At 61.0% G+C, this 18,033-nt stretch carries 17 protein-coding genes and 1 pseudogene; 7 read left to right on the top strand and 11 right to left on the bottom strand.

Translation table 11 applies throughout. From position 1 onward, the window contains the following. Positions 1–3: 3 nt before the first annotated feature. The 3 genes from LQK81_RS22975 to traA are packed head-to-tail and all read right to left on the bottom strand — an operon-like array spanning position 4 to position 5,049. A complete protein-coding gene (locus LQK81_RS22975; RefSeq protein WP_230808749.1) occupies positions 4–1,299 on the bottom strand; it encodes a conjugal transfer protein TraB in 1,296 nt (431 codons plus the stop codon). After that, positions 1,220–1,750 (bottom strand): conjugative transfer signal peptidase TraF, encoded by a 531-nt coding sequence (gene traF / locus LQK81_RS22980; protein ID WP_230808750.1) that lies wholly within the window; start codon positions 1,748–1,750, stop codon positions 1,220–1,222. Before traF ends, LQK81_RS22975 begins: the two co-directional genes overlap by 80 nt. Next, the gene (traA, locus tag LQK81_RS22985) at positions 1,747–5,049 is read right to left on the bottom strand and encodes a Ti-type conjugative transfer relaxase TraA (protein ID WP_230808751.1); all 3,303 of its coding nucleotides are present in this window, start codon (positions 5,047–5,049) and stop codon (positions 1,747–1,749) included. The genes traF and traA overlap by 4 nt, the downstream gene beginning before the upstream one ends. Positions 5,050–5,303: 254 nt before the next feature. Between traA and traC the strand changes: the two genes are divergently transcribed. The 6 genes from traC to LQK81_RS23015 all read left to right on the top strand — a co-directional run bounded on the left by traC (position 5,304) and on the right by LQK81_RS23015 (position 9,014). Continuing rightward, positions 5,304–5,600: a conjugal transfer protein TraC gene (traC, locus tag LQK81_RS22990; RefSeq protein ID WP_230808814.1), complete on the top strand. Its 297-nt coding sequence runs from the start codon at positions 5,304–5,306 to the stop codon at positions 5,598–5,600. Between the two features lie 4 nt (positions 5,601–5,604). Next, on the top strand, positions 5,605–5,820 hold the full coding sequence (traD, locus tag LQK81_RS22995; RefSeq protein ID WP_230808752.1) for a type IV conjugative transfer system coupling protein TraD: 216 nt from the start codon (positions 5,605–5,607) through the stop codon (positions 5,818–5,820). Then, positions 5,807–7,750 carry a Ti-type conjugative transfer system protein TraG gene (gene traG, locus LQK81_RS23000; RefSeq protein ID WP_230808753.1) on the top strand — a complete coding sequence of 648 codons (1,944 nt, stop codon included), beginning with the start codon at positions 5,807–5,809 and terminating at the stop codon, positions 7,748–7,750. Before traD ends, traG begins: the two co-directional genes overlap by 14 nt. A 45-nt stretch (positions 7,751–7,795) precedes the next feature. Beyond that, a complete protein-coding gene (locus LQK81_RS23005; protein WP_230808754.1) occupies positions 7,796–7,963 on the top strand; it encodes a hypothetical protein in 168 nt (55 codons plus the stop codon). 292 nt (positions 7,964–8,255) lie between these two features. After that, positions 8,256–8,444, top strand: a complete 189-nt coding sequence (locus LQK81_RS26380) for a WGR domain-containing protein (RefSeq protein ID WP_330166576.1) — start codon at positions 8,256–8,258, stop codon at positions 8,442–8,444. A 216-nt stretch (positions 8,445–8,660) separates the two neighbouring features. Further along, positions 8,661–9,014 carry a thermonuclease family protein gene (locus LQK81_RS23015; protein WP_230808815.1) on the top strand — a complete coding sequence of 118 codons (354 nt, stop codon included), beginning with the start codon at positions 8,661–8,663 and terminating at the stop codon, positions 9,012–9,014. A gap of 36 nt (positions 9,015–9,050) precedes the next feature. On the opposite strand, the gene LQK81_RS23020 is transcribed toward LQK81_RS23015, so the two are convergent. From LQK81_RS23020 to LQK81_RS23045, 6 genes and pseudogenes are all read right to left on the bottom strand, one after another. Next, positions 9,051–9,224, bottom strand: coding sequence for a hypothetical protein (locus LQK81_RS23020; protein ID WP_230808755.1), 174 nt, complete (start codon positions 9,222–9,224; stop codon positions 9,051–9,053). A gap of 263 nt (positions 9,225–9,487) precedes the next feature. Continuing rightward, entirely contained in the window at positions 9,488–9,658 is a 171-nt protein-coding gene (locus LQK81_RS23025) for a hypothetical protein (protein WP_230808756.1), read from the bottom strand. Between the two features lie 407 nt (positions 9,659–10,065). Further along, positions 10,066–11,417 (bottom strand): IS3 family transposase gene (locus tag LQK81_RS23030; protein ID WP_230808757.1). Its coding sequence is split into 2 segments (ribosomal slippage): positions 10,066–11,081 and positions 11,081–11,417, totalling 1,353 coding nucleotides; the frame shifts between segments, so codons are not numbered across the junction. Between the two features lie 89 nt (positions 11,418–11,506). After that, positions 11,507–11,758 (bottom strand): annotated as a pseudogene (locus LQK81_RS23035) (PHP domain-containing protein); the annotation flags it as partial. Beyond that, positions 11,755–13,269 carry a DNA polymerase Y family protein gene (locus LQK81_RS23040; RefSeq protein WP_230808758.1) on the bottom strand — a complete coding sequence of 505 codons (1,515 nt, stop codon included), beginning with the start codon at positions 13,267–13,269 and terminating at the stop codon, positions 11,755–11,757. The pseudogene LQK81_RS23035 and the gene LQK81_RS23040, both read right to left, overlap by 4 nt. Then, a complete protein-coding gene (locus LQK81_RS23045) occupies positions 13,187–13,945 on the bottom strand; it encodes an ImuA family protein (protein WP_230808759.1) in 759 nt (252 codons plus the stop codon). The genes LQK81_RS23040 and LQK81_RS23045 overlap by 83 nt, the downstream gene beginning before the upstream one ends. A gap of 763 nt (positions 13,946–14,708) precedes the next feature. On the opposite strand from LQK81_RS23045, the gene ligD reads away from it, so the two are divergent. Beyond that, entirely contained in the window at positions 14,709–17,378 is a 2,670-nt protein-coding gene (gene ligD / locus LQK81_RS23050; protein ID WP_230808760.1) for a DNA ligase D, read from the top strand. A gap of 12 nt (positions 17,379–17,390) precedes the next feature. Here the strand turns inward: ligD and LQK81_RS23055 are convergent, their stop codons facing one another. Both LQK81_RS23055 and LQK81_RS23060 read right to left on the bottom strand, forming a co-directional pair. Next, positions 17,391–17,666, bottom strand: a complete 276-nt coding sequence (locus LQK81_RS23055) for a hypothetical protein (protein WP_230808761.1) — start codon at positions 17,664–17,666, stop codon at positions 17,391–17,393. A gap of 9 nt (positions 17,667–17,675) precedes the next feature. Further along, positions 17,676–17,975 (bottom strand): DUF982 domain-containing protein, encoded by a 300-nt coding sequence (locus LQK81_RS23060; RefSeq protein WP_230808762.1) that lies wholly within the window; start codon positions 17,973–17,975, stop codon positions 17,676–17,678. Positions 17,976–18,033: the final 58 nt, after the last annotated feature.

Raw genomic sequence — 18,033 nt, forward strand, 5'->3', positions numbered from 1 at the left:
CCCCTAGGTGTTGAAGACCATAACGATGGGCAGGCCAAAGAGGCTTGCCCAAGCGACCGAGCTCGCTTTTTGGATGGCGACGATCGAGGTGTTTTCCGTCCACCAGCCATTGCCGACCGCAATAATCAATTCGGGCGAGTACAGCAATGATTGCAGCACCGGCCAAAGAATAAGCTGCTCGTAGCAGATCAGCGGCGCGACCTTGAAACCGTCAGCCTCGACCATCGGATTGCCGAAGAAGTTGGCCCGCGCGCCACCGCCCTGCCCGGTCCATTGCAACCACGGTTGCCACATCGAGCCGGGAACCGGCATACGCTCACGATAAAGGATCTTTGCCGCATCGGCAGAGATCGCTACCATCACGTTGTCATAGCCCTTGGCGTCGATGACAGCAGCACCTGCGACGATGGTGAGGTCCGAGCCACGGAACCCTTCCTGCCAGACCCGCTCGACCGTCGGCGTCCAGAAGCCAAGTGCACTTTCGGGCAGCGCCGCGACACGAACATCCTTGCCTGCCTCCGCGGCCTTGCGCACCCTCGCAATCAGATCACGGTGATACTGAAGCGAGCCATCGCGCCCAAGGCTTGCCCCCTGTTTCAAATCGACGGCCATCCAGCCGGGTGTTCGTTTCGGGGGCGTCCAGTTCGTGGCGGACCAGACGTAAAGTCCTCCGAGGACTGCGACCGCGATTTGCCATCGTCTACCGGTCATGACGACCAACAGGATCGCGGTCGCGCCCAGTCCCCACCATCCCCAGCCAGGAAACAGCACCCCGGCTGCTGTCAGGGGATGCGCCCAACCGGTGATGCCGAAGGGCGGCACTGCCATCAGCACCATCACCACAAGATAGCGTAGCGCTCTGGCCGCATCCGTCCCTTTTCTCCCGGAAGCGTTTTCGCCACGAGGTTTCGTCCAAAACATCGCATGAACAGTGACGAAGGATGCGGACGCCACTACCCAGAGCGCCAGACCAGGCCAGAGATTGGCGGCATAGAAGGTCGCCACGCCATGCGGCAGCCCACGGGAGGCCGCCAGGAAATATCCAGCTGCTAATAGGGTAGCAATCGTGCGTGACGGCGCCCTTGCCCAGAGTAAAGGGAAGATCATGGCGACCGGAAGAAGAAGCACCTCGCCGCTCCAGCCGATCCACCCACAGGCAATGGCCGCGATGATCAGGCGTATGGATTTCCAGCAATTTGGTGGATGATTTTCATCGTCATCACGGCTCAAAGGTGAAGACCGGCTGCGCCAGGCCGAGAAGACCGGAATCCGGAACCGGGCCAAAGTATCGACTGTCATAGGAACTCGCGAAGGATGAGTGAAGAAACAGATGATGCGGCGGCACGACACCGCCGGGATCGGCCGAGAGCACCCTGCCCTCGCCATCCCTGTTCCACAGGGACGATGCGGGAACGGAACGGCCGTCGATGAGCACGTGATCGGTGATTTCGACCCGCTGTCCGGGAAGTGCTGCGACCGTCTTGATCAGCGGCGCAATTCCGCCGGCGCAAAGCCCTCGCCGCAGATATCCGCGCCGCCGTGCTTCTGTGAACGTGGCTGTCATGGGTGGGCACAGAAACACCAGATCACCGATGGCGACCGGGCGTTGAAGCTCTTCGATCCGCCAGAGGCCGAGCGGCTCGCTTGGGGTCAGGTTCAGCCGATAGCCACCCGCGAAGGCAATCGCCACCAGTGTGGACATGACAACGGCGGCGCCCATCAGAAACAGAAGGATGTGCCTCCGCCTCACTGCTTCAGCACCGGTGTCTGGCGCTGGGATAGACGCCGTTCCTCGGCTTGTCTTAGCGATTGGACGGTGCGCTCGTGGACGCCAAGCTGTTGCGCCGTTCGCATGACCGGCCAAGCTTGTTTCAGCTGTTCCTTCTGCTCCGGCTTCATTCCCTCGGAAAGCTTTTCATACAGCGCTCCGGAAGGCTCGCGCGCCGCGTTGCTCAACAGCGTTCGCTCCCCAAACCGCTCGGTGACGGCTTTGTTGAACCCGTCGATTTCTAGGTTGGTCTCGCGATTGCTGAGCGCGTAGGCCAGCGCCGCCGGCAGATCATTGCGGTCGATAGCGTCACGCACCCGCTCCAGCACAACACGCGCCGCCGGCGACAGCGCCGGAATGTCGATCGAAACCCGCTGGCGCAGGGTCTGCTCGTCCGCCTGGTGCCGCATTGCAGCGGTCTCGCGCATCCGAAGATATTGCTCAAGATCCTGCTTCAAGGCCGGAACATTGACCTCCGCGACGCGGCGCGCCTCCCGCTCTGACTTGGTAGCGAGGATGCCGGTCTTGCCCCTCAGTGGACCGATTGACGCCGGTTCCACCTCGAGTTTCTGCAGGATCTGTTTCGCTACCTGTTTGTCACTGAGCACTGCATCGAAGTTCATCGCGCGGAACGCGGTTTCGGGATCGGCGAAGACATAGGCGAAGCGCGCCGAGGCATCTTCCCATTGCCGTTTCAGAGCGGGATCGGCGCCAAGCCTGTCACCGACCGTATCGGCAACAGAACCAGAAAATGTCTTGATGCCTGCGACCATGGGTGCGGCCTCCTTCATCGTTTCGGTCTTCGAGGTTTGGGTGAAGCCAAGGCGCGCGGCGAAGGCGCTAAGGCGCTGGCTGAGATCGACAAGCTTCGCCCTCTGGCGCAGAGTCCAGTCAAGCCGGTCGCGGACCAGCGTGCGGGCGACCTGGACAATGTGCAGGCCGCGCGTTTCGGCAAAGCGGAGCGCCTCGCGATAGAGCTGACCGCGCTCGTAATCGAGCGTCGTCTCCTTGGCATTTTTTCGGGATAAAACCTTAGCGAGGCCGCCATTGAAGGAGAAGGATCTCGTCCCGTAGTAGAGCTGCAGATCCTGACGATGGCGAGTCATCGCAACATAGGTCAGATGCCGATCCAGGGACAGGGAAGCGAGCACCTTGACCTTGTCGACGGTCGCGCCTTGCGACTTGTGAATTGTCGTGGCGTAGCCGTGGTCGAGATTGTTGTAGAACCGCTGTTCGACGATCACCTGTCGGCGCCGATCGCCCTCGCCAACCGTTGCGACGATGCGGTTGGGTTGGGCCTCGACGACATGACCGATCATGCCATTCTTGAGCCCAAGCGATCCCTCGTTCTTCAGGAAGACGATCTGGTCGCCGATATCGAAATGGCGCTCGCCATCGGCCGTCTTGAAGACATGACCTCCACCGACAATACCGCGTTCGACCAGCTTCTCGCGGGCCATGACGTTTAGCATGCGAACATCGCGGCGCAGATGAGCGAGGATCAATGTTGTCTTCGTCCGATCGTAGTCGCGGTTCCAATCGGCGATCAGCCTCTCGACGGCTTCGGACTTCACACGAGAGCCGAGCACCCTGCCCTGACCCTCATAGGCAACGAGAGCCTTCTCGACATTGCCGCGCGCAAGATCGAGCGATGCCTTCCGCATCCAGTCGTCGCGCTGGCGATAGATGGTTTCGAGTTCGACGTATCCAATGCGATCGACAATCGCGCGGAAGGCAGCACCCGCTTCGATCGGCTGGAGCTGTTCGGGATCGCCGACCAGCACGATCTTCGCACCTGCTCTCACCACGGCATCGACGAACCCGGCCATCTGTTTCGAGGCGACCATGCCGGCCTCGTCCATGACGAAGATCGTCTTGCCGTCCAGCACGTCACGACCGCTGTTCCAGCGCAGCTCCCATGAGGCAAGCGTCCGGCTCTGGATCCCGGCTTCCTTCTCCAGGCCCTCAGCTGCCTTGCCCGCAAGCGCGCCGCCAACGACGCGATATCCGGCCAGTTCCCAGGCCTCACGAGCCGCCTTCATCATCGTGGTCTTGCCGGCCCCGGCGCGGCCGACGACGGCAGCGATGCGGGCAGGTCCGGCAATGCGCTCAATCGCTGCTTTCTGCTCGTCGGACAGCCGCTCATGCCGCCGGAACGTCGCACCCAGTACAGCCTCGGAAACGGCATGCGTCTGCTTAGCCGACAGCCACATGGCCTGTCGCGCCATCGTCGCTTCCAGCCGGATCATCGCTCGCGTCGAGTAGCGCGCTGGCAGTTTCTTGCCCGTGGCAAGATCGATCGTGTCGCGCTGCAGCCGCAACACGTCCGGGTTCGGGATGATCCTGATCATCAGCTTCTGGAAGACAGCGGGATCGTCGATGTAGCGATGCACGACCTTGGCGATATCTCGCTCGTCGAAGACGCTCTTTTCCCGCGTGATCAGGTCGAGCACGATGGCAGGATTCTTCAAGATGCGGCGGGCGTTTTCCGTGCGGCGCTGCTCGTTCAGTTCGACCCGTTCAAGCTCCGGCAGAACACCCTGTTGCTCTGCCTTGCGCTCGATCGCCTTGGCCCCGACGCCGAGATGAATGGTGGGCTCGAGATCAATTCCCTGCTTTTCGTAGGAGCGGCCGTCGACGCGAAGATCGATACCGCCAAGTGCCAGATGATGGTTCTGTCGTTCGAACCAGCCGTCGCGCAGCACATTGAAATCGTCCCTCGATCCAGCCCAGAGCTCGTAGAGGATCTTCCCGGACTTCGTTCTAACCGGCTGGCCGTCGTCGCCACTGACAGGGACCTTCTTCGAGCCGAACCCCTCCTCCGTCAAAGGCCGTAGCGTGGCCATCAGATGGATATGCGGGTTGCCGGGATTGTCGTGATAAACCCAGTCAGCAACCATGCCCTTGGCGAGAATGTGTTTCTCAATAAAATCCCGGACCAGGGCGATGTTCTGCTCGGCGGACAGCTCCAGCGGAAGTGCGATGGTCAGGTCGCGAGCAAGCTGCGCATCGGCGCGCTTCTCAAACGCTTCGACCTTGTTCCAGAAGGCCTCCGAGGCGCCAGCGACAGAACGATCAGCGGTCAGGGAGCGAAACCATTTCGGGGCGCCGGCGGGAAGCATGAACTCCTCGTGCAGCAGGCCCTGTTTGCGCGTGTAGTCGATGGTTCGGGCCTCACGCTCGTATTCCATCTTCGCGCAGTGCCGATAGGCCGCAGACAGCACGACACTGCGGCCCGACCCGCGGCTGACGATGCTGGCTGAGAAATGGGCGATGGCCACAGCGAAGGAAACTCCAGGGTTCGAACGGGTTCGTCCGGAGCGGCTGGGGCCACACGGCCCCGCCAGGGGCGATGAGCAACACGTCGCTTCGCGACGTATAAATGCGCCCTTGGAGCCATTCCTTCGGAACGGCGGGATCATTCACAAAAGCATCACCCTTGGCGATCTGCAGATCTGCAGATGTCTTTTTCAGCACATCCGGAAGAATCTGGGCGTCGCACATGCAACGCCCAGAACTCAAAGGAGCAACCGGAATGAAGAAGCCGTCATCGAAGATCAGGGAAGAGATCGCAAGATTGCAGGACCAGCTGAAGCAGGCCGAGACCCGTGAGGCCGAACGCATCGGCCGCATCGCACTGAAGGCAGGTCTCGGGGAAATCGTGATTGATGAGGCAGAGCTTCAGGCTGCCTTCGAGGACGTCGCCAAACGGTTTCGCGGAGGCAAAGGTGCTGCGACCGGAAGAAAGTATGCCGGCGAGAGCAGGAGCGGCAGTGACCCGTCCGCGACGCAGCCGGCTAGCGCGGATGCGGGCGGGTCTGTTGAGGCTTGAGCGGATGGCGAAATCAACGACGACAGAGGCGCGCAAAAAGGACACGCGCGAAAAAATCGAACTCGGCGGTCTGATCGTCAAGGCGGGACTGCGGTACGAGAAGCGTTCTTTGCTGCTCGGCCTGCTGCTCGATGCCGCCAAGCGGATCAGGGGCGACGAAACGGAGAAGGCCCGACTGGCAGCAATCGGCGCGGAGGCCTTTGGCAATGACGGCGAATAGGCTGCTTCTGGCAATCCTGCCCGCGGCAATCATGATCACGGCGATGGTCCTCATCTCAGGTTTTGAACATCGGCTGGCGGCGCTCGGCACATCGGCGCAAGCGAAGCTGATGCTGGGCCGCATCGGCCTCGCCCTGCCCTATTTCGTTGCCGCCGCAATCGGCGTCGTCGCGCTGTTCGCGGCCAATGGTTCGGCCAATATCAAGGCTGCCGGTCTGAGCGTGCTGGCTGGCGGCGCTTTGGTCGTCATCACCGCGATTTCACGCGAGACGATCCGCTTGGCCGCTATTGCCCGCGACGTGCCTGCCAAGCAATCGGTTCTCGCCTATGCCGACCCGGCAACGATGATCGGCGCTAGTGTCTGCTTCATCGGAAGCGTCTTCGCCTTGAGGGTTGCGATCAAGGGGAATGCCGCTTTCGCAATGGCGGGACCAAAGCGGATCGGCGGCAGGCGCGCGGTCCACGGTGAAGCCGACTGGATGAAGATGCAAGAGGCCGGAAAGCTGTTTCCCCAGCAAGGCGGCATCGTCATTGGCGAGCGATATCGCGTCGATCGCGATAGTGTTGCCGCTCTGCCGTTCCGGGCCGATGACAAACAAAGCTGGGGCGGCGGTGGCAAGGCGCCCCTACTCTGTTTCGACGGTTCCTTCGGCTCGTCGCACGGGATCGTCTTTGCCGGTTCGGGCGGATTCAAGACGACCTCGGTGACGATCCCGACCGCGCTCAAATGGGGAGGCGGTCTGGTTGTGCTTGATCCGTCGAGCGAGGTTGCGCGCATGGTCAGTGAACACAGGCGCCAGGCGGGCCGGAAAGTGATCGTACTCGATCCCACCGCGTCGGCTGTCGGGTTCAACGCGTTGGACTGGATCGGTCGTCATGGCAATACCAAGGAAGAGGATATCGTCGCCGTCGCCACATGGATCATGACCGACAATGCGCGCACGGCGTCCGCTCGAGACGACTTCTTCAGAGCCTCGGCGATGCAGCTTTTGACGGCGCTGATCGCCGACGTTTGCCTGTCGGGGCACACAGCTGAAAAAGACCAAACTTTGCGCCGTGTCCGGGCCAATCTGTCCGAACCCGAGCCGCAGCTTCGGGCACGCCTGACGAAAATCTACGAAGGGTCAGAGTCCGACTTCGTGAAGGAAAATGTCGCCGTCTTCGTCAACATGACGCCGGAGACATTTTCCGGTGTCTATGCCAATGCCGTTAAGGAAACGCACTGGCTGTCCTACCCCAACTATGCCGCTCTGGTCTCCGGCGACAGTTTCTCGACGGACGATCTCGCAAACGGCGAGACGGACATCTTCATCGCGCTCGATCTGAAAGTGCTGGAAGCCCATCCAGGCTTCGCGCGCGTGGTCATTGGCTCGCTGCTCAACGCGATCTATAACCGCAACGGCGATGTGAAGGGGTGCACCCTTTTCCTGCTCGACGAGGTGGCACGCCTCGGCTATCTGCGCATCCTCGAAACCGCCCGAGACGCAGGCCGCAAATACGGCATCACGCTGACGATGATCTTCCAGTCGCTCGGCCAGATGCGCGAGGCATATGGCGGGCGTGACGCGACGAGCAAATGGTTCGAATCCGCCTCGTGGATTTCTTTCTCGGCAATCAACGATCCCGATACCGCCGACTACATCTCCAAGCGCTGCGGCGACACGACGGTCGAGGTCGATCAGACTAATCGCTCGTCCGGATTGAAGGGGTCGTCGAGATCGCGGTCGAAGCAACTCAACCGCCGGCCGTTGATCCTTCCGCATGAGGTTCTGCGCATGCGCGCCGACGAACAGATCGTCTTCACGTCGGGCAATGCACCGCTTCGATGCGGGCGCGCCATCTGGTTCCGGCGCGAGGACATGAAGGCCTGTGTCGGAAAGAACCGGTTTCACAAGAGCTCTTACGGCACGCATGAACCTGTTGTGCGATAGATCGAGGGCGCAACAATGAGATATTGGGAAGCGTGCGAAGCACAGGTGACGGCGACCGAGGCGATCGAGGAATGCCGCAAACATGGCATCACGGCGGGGGTTCGCGAAGCCGACGGCGCGCTTATCGATAAGGACAGTGGGGAAGTCATCGGGCATCCTGACGGCTACGGAGAATTCTATGGCGGGGATGTCCTCGGCTTCCTCGGATATTGATCGACGCCCGTTTGCACCGATGGCGCCTGGTGTTTACGGGAAGATCGTGACCCGAATGGGCGAAGACCGCAGGACATCGTTCGCCCCGGCGAATAGAGCTGTACGCCGCAGGCGGACCGCCCATAGCCTTCAGCGGAACTTCACGAAAATGAATCGGTCAGACGTCATCGATTCATATCTCTCGTTGGACGAAAATTGGCGGCCGAGCGATTATGCTGCCATGCTCACTCAACCCTATCAGCTTTATGTGGAACGCACGGACGAAGCCCGTAACATGGCTCGCTTCTATGCCATGACGATTGAGCCCAATCTGTTCGGCGAGATCTGCCTGACACGCCGCTGGGGCCGGATCGGTGCGCAGGGCCAGATGAAGGTCCAGCGTTTCGCCAAAGAGCGAGACGCTGTCACAGCCTTCCTCGATCTTCTCCGACAGAAGCGAGGCCGTGGATACCGGGTCACGCCTTCGGCAGCCCGTCATTGACGGTGGGCGATCCCTTGCGACCTTTGGCTGACATCCACACATCGACGATGATGAAACAGGAGCATTTGACGTTTGGCATATCCACCTGATCTCCGGCTTCTCTTCCGGAAAAAGAGAGGGCAACGCAATCTCGCGATCCTCGCGATAATCCCTCCCCTCGTGAGCGTCGCCGCCCTGGCGGTCAGTGCTCCAACGATAACGCTGGCTGCACCACATATGACTTCGGTAAAGTTTGAAAAATGCACCGACGGCGATCGGATTAGCTGCGTCATCGATGGCGATACGCTTTGGATCGATGGAACGAAAGTCCGGGTTGCAGACATCGACGCACCCGAGATCAGCGAGCCCAAATGCGCCTCGGAATTTGCTCTCGGTAACCGCGCGACCGAGCGGCTGATCGAACTTGTGAACCAGGGTCCATTCGAATTGCAGGCATGGCCGGGTCGTGACAAGGATCTCTACGGTCGCGCTCTGCGGGTTCTTGTTCGCCATGGCCATAGCCTCGGCGATATTCTGGTCTCGGAAGGGCTGGCCCGGACCTGGACAGGACGTCGCGAACCATGGTGCTAGGACGGCAAGGCCGGTGAAGGCCGAGCCTGTTGGCGCTCACTCGCGCCGGTCCCATTCGGTTTCGATGTTGAGCTCAACGTCTGCGAAGAACGGAATCTTAATCGCGATCTTCAGGCCGAGCTTGCCCTTGCGGAAGAGGTGACTGACGACTTTGCCAAGTGTACGTAGACGGCGGCCGGTGGCGCTGAGAAATTTTGCGAGCTGTTGCATCATGGATCTCCTGTTGATTGCGTTCATTGCGGGGATGAAGAGCGGACGGGGAAGGACGGCTGCACCCGCAGGGCCGAAGCGGAGCGGAGGACCTGATGGCGACTGAATTTTGATGCGCGAGGAGCGATAAGCGGGGAAAATTCTGGCGTCATCAGGTTGCAGCCAGACGCCCGGGACGCACCGTCCCTGATGTCAATGAAATCCGATCAACAGGAGATCTTCGGGTACCGGGTGACGCACACGACGCGACTTGAGGCCGCCCCTCAGAAAGGTGGCTCCGTATCGACGCAGCCGTCCATCTCGGCAATCGCCAGCGTCAGTTCCGCCTGTGCGAGATCCAGCTCGGCTTCGATCTGGCGGCGCTCGCAAGGATCGACAGCGTTACGCATTTCGGCACGAAGTTCTTCGATCTGTTGTTCGAGTTCGTAGGTCATCGTCTGATCTCCTATGTGAAAGACGATCAGCGGCGCCGGAAAGGGAATGTCGATGTCAGGGATCGCTGAAGCGACCGGCAGCGCCGGGGAGTGGGGGAGCCGATTTCGTGTTGGCGGCTCTGCTGCCAATTCGAAATTGGGGGGACCGCTCATCCTTGACGACGGCAGTCCCGTCGGCATCATCACCGGATACTGAGCAGGTTTTCCTCCTCTCGGTGGCTACCCAAAAAGCCGGACCTGGCTCGATGCCGGGTCCGGCTTTAACTACCCGATGGGGGAAGGCTCCGCTGGTGGTGGCCTAGCAAGCGCCGAATGCACGCGAAAACACTGCTCTGTCCGTCGTCGAATGATTTGAGACGTTTTGGTCTTTGGAAGATTGGAGTTTCCGGCTCGGTTTGCGGGTTGATCTAAGCCGCTTTGGCCTGGTGGTTCAAGCGGCGTTGTCTGATGGTTTCTCGTTTGATCCTTTCGCGTTCGAGCAGGATGGTCTGGCCGCGCCCGAAGTAGACGTCGGCCGGGGTGAGATTGTCGAGGCTCTCGTGGTATCTGCGATGGTTGTAGTGCTCGATGAAGGCTGCGATCTGGGCTTCGAGGTCTTCTTTGAAGAAGTAGTTTTCCAGCAGGATGCGGTTCTTCAATGTCTGGTGCCAGCGTTCGATTTTCCCTTGTGTCTGCGGATGGCCGGGAGCGCCATGAACCTGGTTGATCTTGTATGTCTCCAGCCATTCGCCGAGATCGGAAGCGACGTAACACGGGCCGTTGTCGGACAGCAGGCGCGGTCGATGTTCGACCTTGACCTTGTCGCAGCCTGAGGCGGTCAGCGCCAAGTCGAGGGGGTCGGTGACGTCATCGACCTTCATGCTGGTGCACAGCTTCCAGGCGATGATGTAGCGGGAATAATCGTCGAGGATGGTCGACAAGTAGAACCATCCCCAGCCGATGACCTTCAGGTAGGTGAAGTCGGTTTGCCACATCTCGTTCGGACGCGTGGTCTTGTCCTTGAACTCGTCATTCGCCTTGATGACGATATAGGCAGGCGAGGTAATCAGGTCATGGGCCTTGAGCAGCCGATAGACCGAAGCCTCCGACACGAAATAGTTTTTCGTGTCGGTGAACTTCACCGCCAGTTCGCGCGGCGACAGGTCGGCGTGGTCCAGCGCCATTTCGATGATCCTGTCCCTGATATCGTCGGGGATGCGGTTCCACACCCGTGACGGCGCAGACGTCCGGTCTTCCAGCCCCTCGACGCCATGGGTCAGGAAGCGATCATACCAGCGGTAGAAGGACGGCCTTGGAATTCCGAGCTTGTCGAGTGTCTGCCTAGCCGACAGGTGCGATTGCTCGACCAACCGGATGATTTCCAGTTTCTCGGTGGCGGGATATCTCATTCTTCGTCGCCCCCATCCGCGATCATGCTTTTTTTGAGCAGGCGGTTCTCCAGGGTGAGGTCAGCCAGCGCCTCTTTCAGGTCGCGGCTTTCACGGCGCAGAGCCTTGACCTCGTCACTGGTCGCTGAACGAGCGGTATCACCGGCAAGCCGCTTCTTGCCCGCTTCAAGGAATTCCTTCGACCAGCTATAATACAGGCTCTCGGCGATCCCCTCACGGCGGCAGATCGCAGCTATGCTGTCTTCGCCACGCAACCCTTCCAACACGATGCGGATTTTGTCTTCCGCAGAATGGTGCTTGCGCGTCGCGCGCCGAATGTCCTTGATCGTCTTCTCGGCCGCCGATGTCTGCGGCCCGGATTTTTGTCTCATCTTCGCTTCCTTTGATAGAGCTACGATGAGCCGAAAATCCTCTCTTCTCAATTAAGCCAGGTCTGTCTCATGGGCGCTGATGTCGGACAGGCTGGACGGTCGGTTGGGTAGACCAGGATAGACATGCCGTCGGAAAGATCGAGCCGACAGCCGACAACAAGTCTCACGCCCGTGGTCTTTGCCGCTTCCCAGGCGCGCACGATGCCGGCAAGCGAGTTGCGATCGACAACGCCCAAGGCATCAATGCCAAGCGCTGCCGCGGTCGCGAACAGTTCCTCCGCGGAACTGGCACCGCGTAGGAACGAGAAATGCGTGGTGACCTGGAGCTCGGCATATCTCATCCGAACACTCCATGCAGAAACCAGAGATGCGAGCCCGTGTCAGTGTCCACCCCGTCGCCGGCGCGATAGACCCAGTAGCGTTCGCCGGCCTCGTCCTCGACGACGAAATAATCTCGAACGGCGGCATGTTCTCTCGGCCGAAGCCACCACTCGCCGAATATCCGCTCCGGCCCGTCTGCGCGCTTCACCCGACGGCGCTTTCCGCGCCAGGTGAATACGGCCGGCGGCTGGTCGGGGAGCAGAGCGGTGACGTCGATCCGTTCCGGGTTTGCCAGCAGCCGCGATGGCCTCGGCCAATTTGCGGCCCATGTCGCTCCAGTCTCGTCGGCCGTCGGGCCGACGCGCATCACCGATCGCTCGGGAACGTCGGAGGCGACGGGCGTGACCCGGTAAAGCCGCTGGCCGCGATTGCCGAGAATATCGACAAGCGGCGTCACGTCGACGACGGGCTCTTCAATCAGAGAGGACGCAGCCTGTCGCTCCTCGAGTGGCTCTGCCATGATGGCGACAAGGACAAGTCGTTCGATCCCGAAGCCCGGGTCGATCTTTTCGATGCGGTCGCAAAGCAGCTTTGACAGTCGGGCGGGATCCCGGACCGGTTTCGCCAACCCCGCTCGAATACACTGGCGGGTGTTGTCGACACGATAGATGACGAGATCGGAACGCCTGACGCCGAGACCGCGTGTCTCCAGCTTGGTGGTCAGTTCGCCGACCAGTCGGCGCACATATTTGGCGATCGTTTCCGCCGCGCCGATCGGCTCCTGAAAGTTCCTCGCTGTCTCGACAAGCTCCGGAGTGCGCAGGGGTTCGATGGGTTCCGCCATCCGCCCAAAGAGCCGATCCAGCCGCCGGCCGACTTCGGGTCCGTATCGCAGGGTCACGGGAGCGCGCGGCATTGCGGAGAGTTCGCCAACCGTCTCGACGCCCATCACCCGCAGTCCATGGACTGTGTCTGGTGGAAGACGCAGACAGTGGATCGGCAGGCCAGTAACCGCTTTCGCAACGCCGCCAACCGGGACAACCGTCGTTCCAGCCGACGTCACGCGGGTGATCGCATGCGCGGCTCCCCATGTGTCGGCGACGGCGGCACGTGCGGTCAGGCCCCGTGCTCTCAAGCCGTTGACCAGCCCGGAGATTAGCAGATCTTCACCGCCTTGAAGGTGATCGGCGCCTTCGGTATCCATGACGATCCCGTCCATGCCATCGACGGCTACGACCGGGCTGTACTGGCGGAGCGCCCACAGCGCGAGCCGCTCAAGGGCAGCAGCGTCGGCGCTGGGATCAGCATCGATCATCGTGAGGTTGGCAACCACGGCCTGGGCTTTGCTCGCCGGCATGCCGAGCTTGAGGCCAAGCTTGCGCGCGGCGGTATCGGCAGCCGAGATCCAGCGTTTCGACCCCGATTTGGAAATGACGACGAGCGGCTGATCAGCTGGCACGGCTCCCTCTCCATGTCGACGTATCCGGTCTGTTGGCAGAGTGGGGAAGTAGACACACACGACCCTTGGCATCACAGGCTCCTATTTCAAACTCAGCACATTCGCCTGCTTTCACGCGCATCAATTCCAACAGCCATCGAGCCCGGCCGACCCCAGCCACTGGCAGTTCCTCCGACGGAAGCACGCTCACCCTCCACCGTGTCGTCGAGGCCGTCGGATTGCCGAAGTCCGACGCTTCCGTCTGACGCCGCCATCTGCGGACAACGAGCCCGATGGTCCCGGTTTTCTCGGCAGCCAGCTGCAGCCGCCGGGATGCCACCATCGGCAAACGCACAAGCTCGCCCACGACAGCAGCCAATCCCCCAAAAGAGAGCCCCTCTTCCATGGAGGCAAGGACATCCTCTTCCTTATCGCCTTCGCAGAAGATCACACGATCGGGATGCAGGCCGGCCTGGGCGATCGCCGGGAAAAACAGGTCAGGTCTCGTCAGGCACCAAAGCACCTTGCCTTTCGAGCGCGCGGCAATGCCGGCGGCGAACAACGCTGCCGCCGCGCCATCCACAGTGCCAGAGCCGCCACCGGCAATTTCATGCACGGCACCATAGGCCAGTCCGCCGCCCGGTAGCCGTTCGTCCATTTGGCGAACGCCGAAGGGAAGCACGACGGCTTTTCTTGACGCACTCCCCTCGAGAAGCGCGATCCGGTCTCTGAGTTCCTCGATCATCCGAGGATTGTAGGCGCGCGACATCGTTCACGGACCTCCTCGGCTCGCGTTGCATGGACCTCATGTCCCCGAAAATTGTTTATGTTCTTCTTTTGTTCCGTCTTCTCGAAGGAGTCAAGCCGGTCTTAATGAGCTTATTTAGGCTCCGCTAAAGCGGTGTGGGCGAAATGATGAAACGAATCAGGAGCCTAGGCTGTGGGAGCCAAGTGACTCTGCGGCCTCATTTTTTTCGCGTTTTGCACAAGGACCTGAAAGATGCCGCGGCTTGACACCGGCCGAAACGAAAAAGCCTGCCGCGGGAGGAGGTGCGGCAGGCTTTCCGAAAATATCCGAACAGCAACTGGGAGGAGGAGTGTTGCTGTTCCCGCAAACGCCCTTGGGAGGAGGAGAGGACGTCTGCCAATCGAACCGACGCGGGAGGAGGTGCATCGCTTCGATAGACACATCATACGGGTTCTCCCCGCCTATTAAATAGACTTTACTGCAGTGCAGTTATGCCGAGAGCGCATACCAATTCCGGCTGGGCAAGGTCGATCATTCAGAAGAGATGGCGCTCCTGTCCAACTCCCCCTGCTCAACTCCGTGGAACAAAACGATTATCTCTTGCCTTTTGCTTGTTGAGGTCGCGTGCTGTGTCAACCGGACGTGACAGGTATGACGAACGCGATGATTTTTCCGGTTTCTCATCGCGGCCAACGAAACGGCAGCCGAGCGTCTTACCTGTCCGGCCCGCGCCTCGTCCCCGTCTTCATCCGAGACGGGAGGCGGATTTTTACCGGGGACTGCCATGGCCAGCGACAAGCTCTCGACCTACAAGCAGAAGCGCGATTTTCAAAAGACGCAAGAGCCGAGCGGCGCAGCGAAGCTGAAGGCCTCGAATCGCAGGCGCTTCGTCATCCAGAAGCACGACGCTACGCGGCTACATTATGATCTCCGGCTTGAGCTCGATGGCGTCTTCAAGTCCTGGGCCGTCACCAAGGGACCGTCGCTCGATCCACACGACAAGCGGTTGGCGGTCGAGGTCGAGGACCACCCGCTCGACTACGGCGACTTCGAGGGCACGATCCCGAAAGGCCAGTATGGCGGGGGCACGGTGATGTTGTGGGATCGCGGCTACTGGGAGCCCGAAGGCAGCAAGACGCCAGAGCAGGCCCTCTCCAAGGGCGATTTCAAGTTCACGCTGGAGGGGGAGAGGCTGCACGGCAGCTTCGTGTTGGTGCGGATGCGGAACGACCGTGACGGCGGCAAACGAACCAATTGGCTGCTGATTAAGCATCATGATGATTTTTCGGTCGATGAGAACGGCGCGGCCATTTTGGAAGACAACGCAACCTCCGTCGCCTCGGGTCGGACGATGGAGGCGATCGCCGCCGGCAAGGGCAAGAAGCCGAAGCCGTTCATGATCGAGAGTGTCGAAGTCCAGGCGGATGCGGTCTGGGACAGCAATCACGGCCTTGCAGCGGAAGAGCGCAAAGCCGAAACCAAAGCCAAGAAGAAAGCGCCGGCCAAAGCTGCCAAAGCAGCGAAGGCCGCAATGCCGGACTTCATCGCGCCGCAGCTCTGCGAGACGCGCGAGCGTCCGCCTGCCGCCGATGGCTGGATCCACGAGATCAAGTTCGACGGATACCGCATCCAGATGCGCATCGAAAACGGAAAAGCGACGCTCAAAACCCGCAAGGGCCTCGACTGGACGGCAAAGTACCCGGCAATCGCCGAATCCGGCGCCGCGCTTCCTGACGCCATCATCGACGGCGAGATCTGCGCCCTTGACGAAAATGGCGCGCCAGACTTCGCAGCACTTCAGGCGGCGCTCTCGGAAGGCAAGACGGATGCGCTGGTCTATTTTGCCTTCGACCTGCTGTTTGAAGGCAATAAGGATCTTCGACAACTGCCGCTGACCGAGCGAAAGGATCGGCTGCAGAAACTGCTCGATGACGCTGGCGAGGATCCCCGCTTGCGCTTCGTCCAGCATTTCGAGACCGGCGGCGACGCCGTTTTGAAGTCGGCGTGCAAGCTGTCGCTCGAAGGCATCGTCTCCAAACAGGCGGATGCGCCCTATCAATCCGGCCGCACCGCGACCTGGGCCAAATCCAAATGCCGGGCCGGCCATGAGGTGGTGATCGGCGCCTACGCCACGACCAACGGCAAGTTCCGCTCGCTGCTGGTCGGCGTTAACCGCGGCAGCCATTTTGTCTATGTCGGCCGTGTCGGCACGGGCTATGGCGCCGGCAAGGTCGACGTGCTGCTGCCCAAGCTGCGCGCGCTGGAAACGGCGAAGTCACCGTTCACCGGTATCGGAGCGCCGAAGAAGGATCCCAACGTCGTCTGGGTGAAGCCGGATCTGGTGGCAGAGATCGAGTTCGCCGGCTGGACTGCCGACGGGCTCGTCCGCCAGGCGGCCTTCAAGGGACTGCGGGAAGATAAGCCAGCGGGGGAAGTCGTCGCCGAGAAGCCGGTCGAACCAGCGGAGCTGGAAACGCCCGATCCGGAGACAGAGGCCAAACCCAAACGGCCCGGAAAGCCGCCGCGCAAAGGCGGCAAGGAAGATGTCATGGGCGTGTTGATCTCCAACCCGGACAAGCCGCTTTGGCCGGACGCCAACGATGGCGAACCGGTCACGAAGGTGGAACTGGCTCGTTACTACGAGGCCGTCGGCCCTTGGCTGATCGATCATATCAAGGGCCGGCCGTGCTCGATCATCCGGACTCCCGATGGCATTGGCGGAGAGCAGTTTTTCCAGCGGCATGCGATGCCGGGCACGTCCGATCTCCTGGAACTGGTGCAGGTCTTCGGGGACAAAAAACCTTATTTACAGATCGATCGCGCCGAGGGCTTGGCCGCCATCGCCCAGATCGGTGGTGTCGAGCTTCATCCCTGGAATTGCGAGCCGAAACTCCCTGAAGTGCCGGGCCGCCTCGTTTTCGACCTCGATCCGGGTCCGGACGTCCCCTTCTCCACCGTCGTCGAAGCCGCCCGCGAGATGCGTGACCGGCTGGAGGAACTTGGCCTCGTCAGTTTTTGCAAGACCACCGGCGGCAAGGGCCTTCACGTCGTCACGCCGCTCGCCGTGGCCAAGGGTAAGAAGCTGGCGTGGCACGAGGCAAAGGGTTTCGCGCACGACGTCTGCCTGCAGATGGCGCGCGAGAACCCGGAACTCTATCTGATCAAGATGGCCAAGAACCAGCGCAATGGCCGCATCTTCCTCGACTATCTGCGCAACGATCGCATGGCGACGGCCGTGGCGCCGCTGTCCCCGCGCGCCCGTCCGGGGGCTACAGTGTCGATGCCGTTGACATGGAGCCAGGTAAAGACGGATCTCGATCCGAAGCGGTTTAACATCCGCACCGTGCCGGCGCTGCTGTCAAAGACGAGCGCCTGGCAGGACTACTGCGATGGCCAGCGGCCGCTCGAACAGGCGATCAAGCGACTGGCCAAATCGATGAAGCAGGCCGCCTGAACGCGCCAGCCATCAAAAACCGTAGCGCTGATCGAGTTCTTTCAGGGCAGCCTGCACCTCATCGATCGAGACAGGAGTTGTTCCCGGTAGCTGACGGAGTCCTGGCTTGGAATCGACGGCGTAAAAGTCCGACGCCCATGCTGCGAGGATCGCGCGCTTGTCATCGACGGAAAGGGCCGGCGCTCTCACCACGTCGATCGGTCGCCGAAGCTGCATGCCCTGAAGCAGGACCGTTGGTCCCATCGCCATAGCGTTGCTGGCCGCCTGCTGAAGCAAATCGTGCATCATCCGACCACCTCACAACACGTGCGGATCCTTGTCTCGCCGCAAGCGCGAGGCGGTGATCACGTTGGTTTCCGGCGCCAGCAGATCATGTTTCTCGGCGAAGGCGGCGAAGAGCCCGCGCGCGGTCTCTGCTTCGATCTCACCGCGCAACGCAGCACTGCATGCCTTGAGCGCGATCGAATGCGCGGTGTCCCGGTTTGAGGCCGGCCACTCGGAAAGATGCCGGTAGGCGTCCATCACGCCGCGAACCTCTGCCGGAAAGCCGAGGCCGACTAGAATGGAAACAGGCTGTCTGAACATATCGGGTTTCATCGTTCTCTCCTTCCCAACCCGGAATGTCGATGGGCGCCGTCGCGACGGCGCCCTTGTT

This window comes from Rhizobium sp. GN54 (assembly GCF_021026345.1).
Classification (GTDB): Bacteria; Pseudomonadota; Alphaproteobacteria; order Rhizobiales; family Rhizobiaceae; genus Mycoplana.

Coding starts and splice junctions, on each gene's coding strand:
- traD (WP_230808752.1), top strand. CDS start 5,605: ATGGCGAAATCAACGACGACAGAGGCGCGCAAAAAGGACACGCGCGAA.
- LQK81_RS23055 (WP_230808761.1), bottom strand. CDS start 17,666: ATGATGCACGATTTGCTTCAGCAGGCGGCCAGCAACGCTATGGCGATG.
- LQK81_RS23060 (WP_230808762.1), bottom strand. CDS start 17,975: ATGAAACCCGATATGTTCAGACAGCCTGTTTCCATTCTAGTCGGCCTC.
- LQK81_RS23025 (WP_230808756.1), bottom strand. CDS start 9,658: ATGACCTACGAACTCGAACAACAGATCGAAGAACTTCGTGCCGAAATG.
- traG (WP_230808753.1), top strand. CDS start 5,807: ATGACGGCGAATAGGCTGCTTCTGGCAATCCTGCCCGCGGCAATCATG.
- LQK81_RS23040 (WP_230808758.1), bottom strand. CDS start 13,269: ATGCCAAGGGTCGTGTGTGTCTACTTCCCCACTCTGCCAACAGACCGG.
- LQK81_RS23020 (WP_230808755.1), bottom strand. CDS start 9,224: ATGCAACAGCTCGCAAAATTTCTCAGCGCCACCGGCCGCCGTCTACGT.
- traC (WP_230808814.1), top strand. CDS start 5,304: ATGAAGAAGCCGTCATCGAAGATCAGGGAAGAGATCGCAAGATTGCAG.
- LQK81_RS22975 (WP_230808749.1), bottom strand. CDS start 1,299: ATGACAGTCGATACTTTGGCCCGGTTCCGGATTCCGGTCTTCTCGGCC.
- LQK81_RS26380 (WP_330166576.1), top strand. CDS start 8,256: ATGACGATTGAGCCCAATCTGTTCGGCGAGATCTGCCTGACACGCCGC.
- ligD (WP_230808760.1), top strand. CDS start 14,709: ATGGCCAGCGACAAGCTCTCGACCTACAAGCAGAAGCGCGATTTTCAA.
- LQK81_RS23045 (WP_230808759.1), bottom strand. CDS start 13,945: ATGTCGCGCGCCTACAATCCTCGGATGATCGAGGAACTCAGAGACCGG.
- LQK81_RS23015 (WP_230808815.1), top strand. CDS start 8,661: ATGACTTCGGTAAAGTTTGAAAAATGCACCGACGGCGATCGGATTAGC.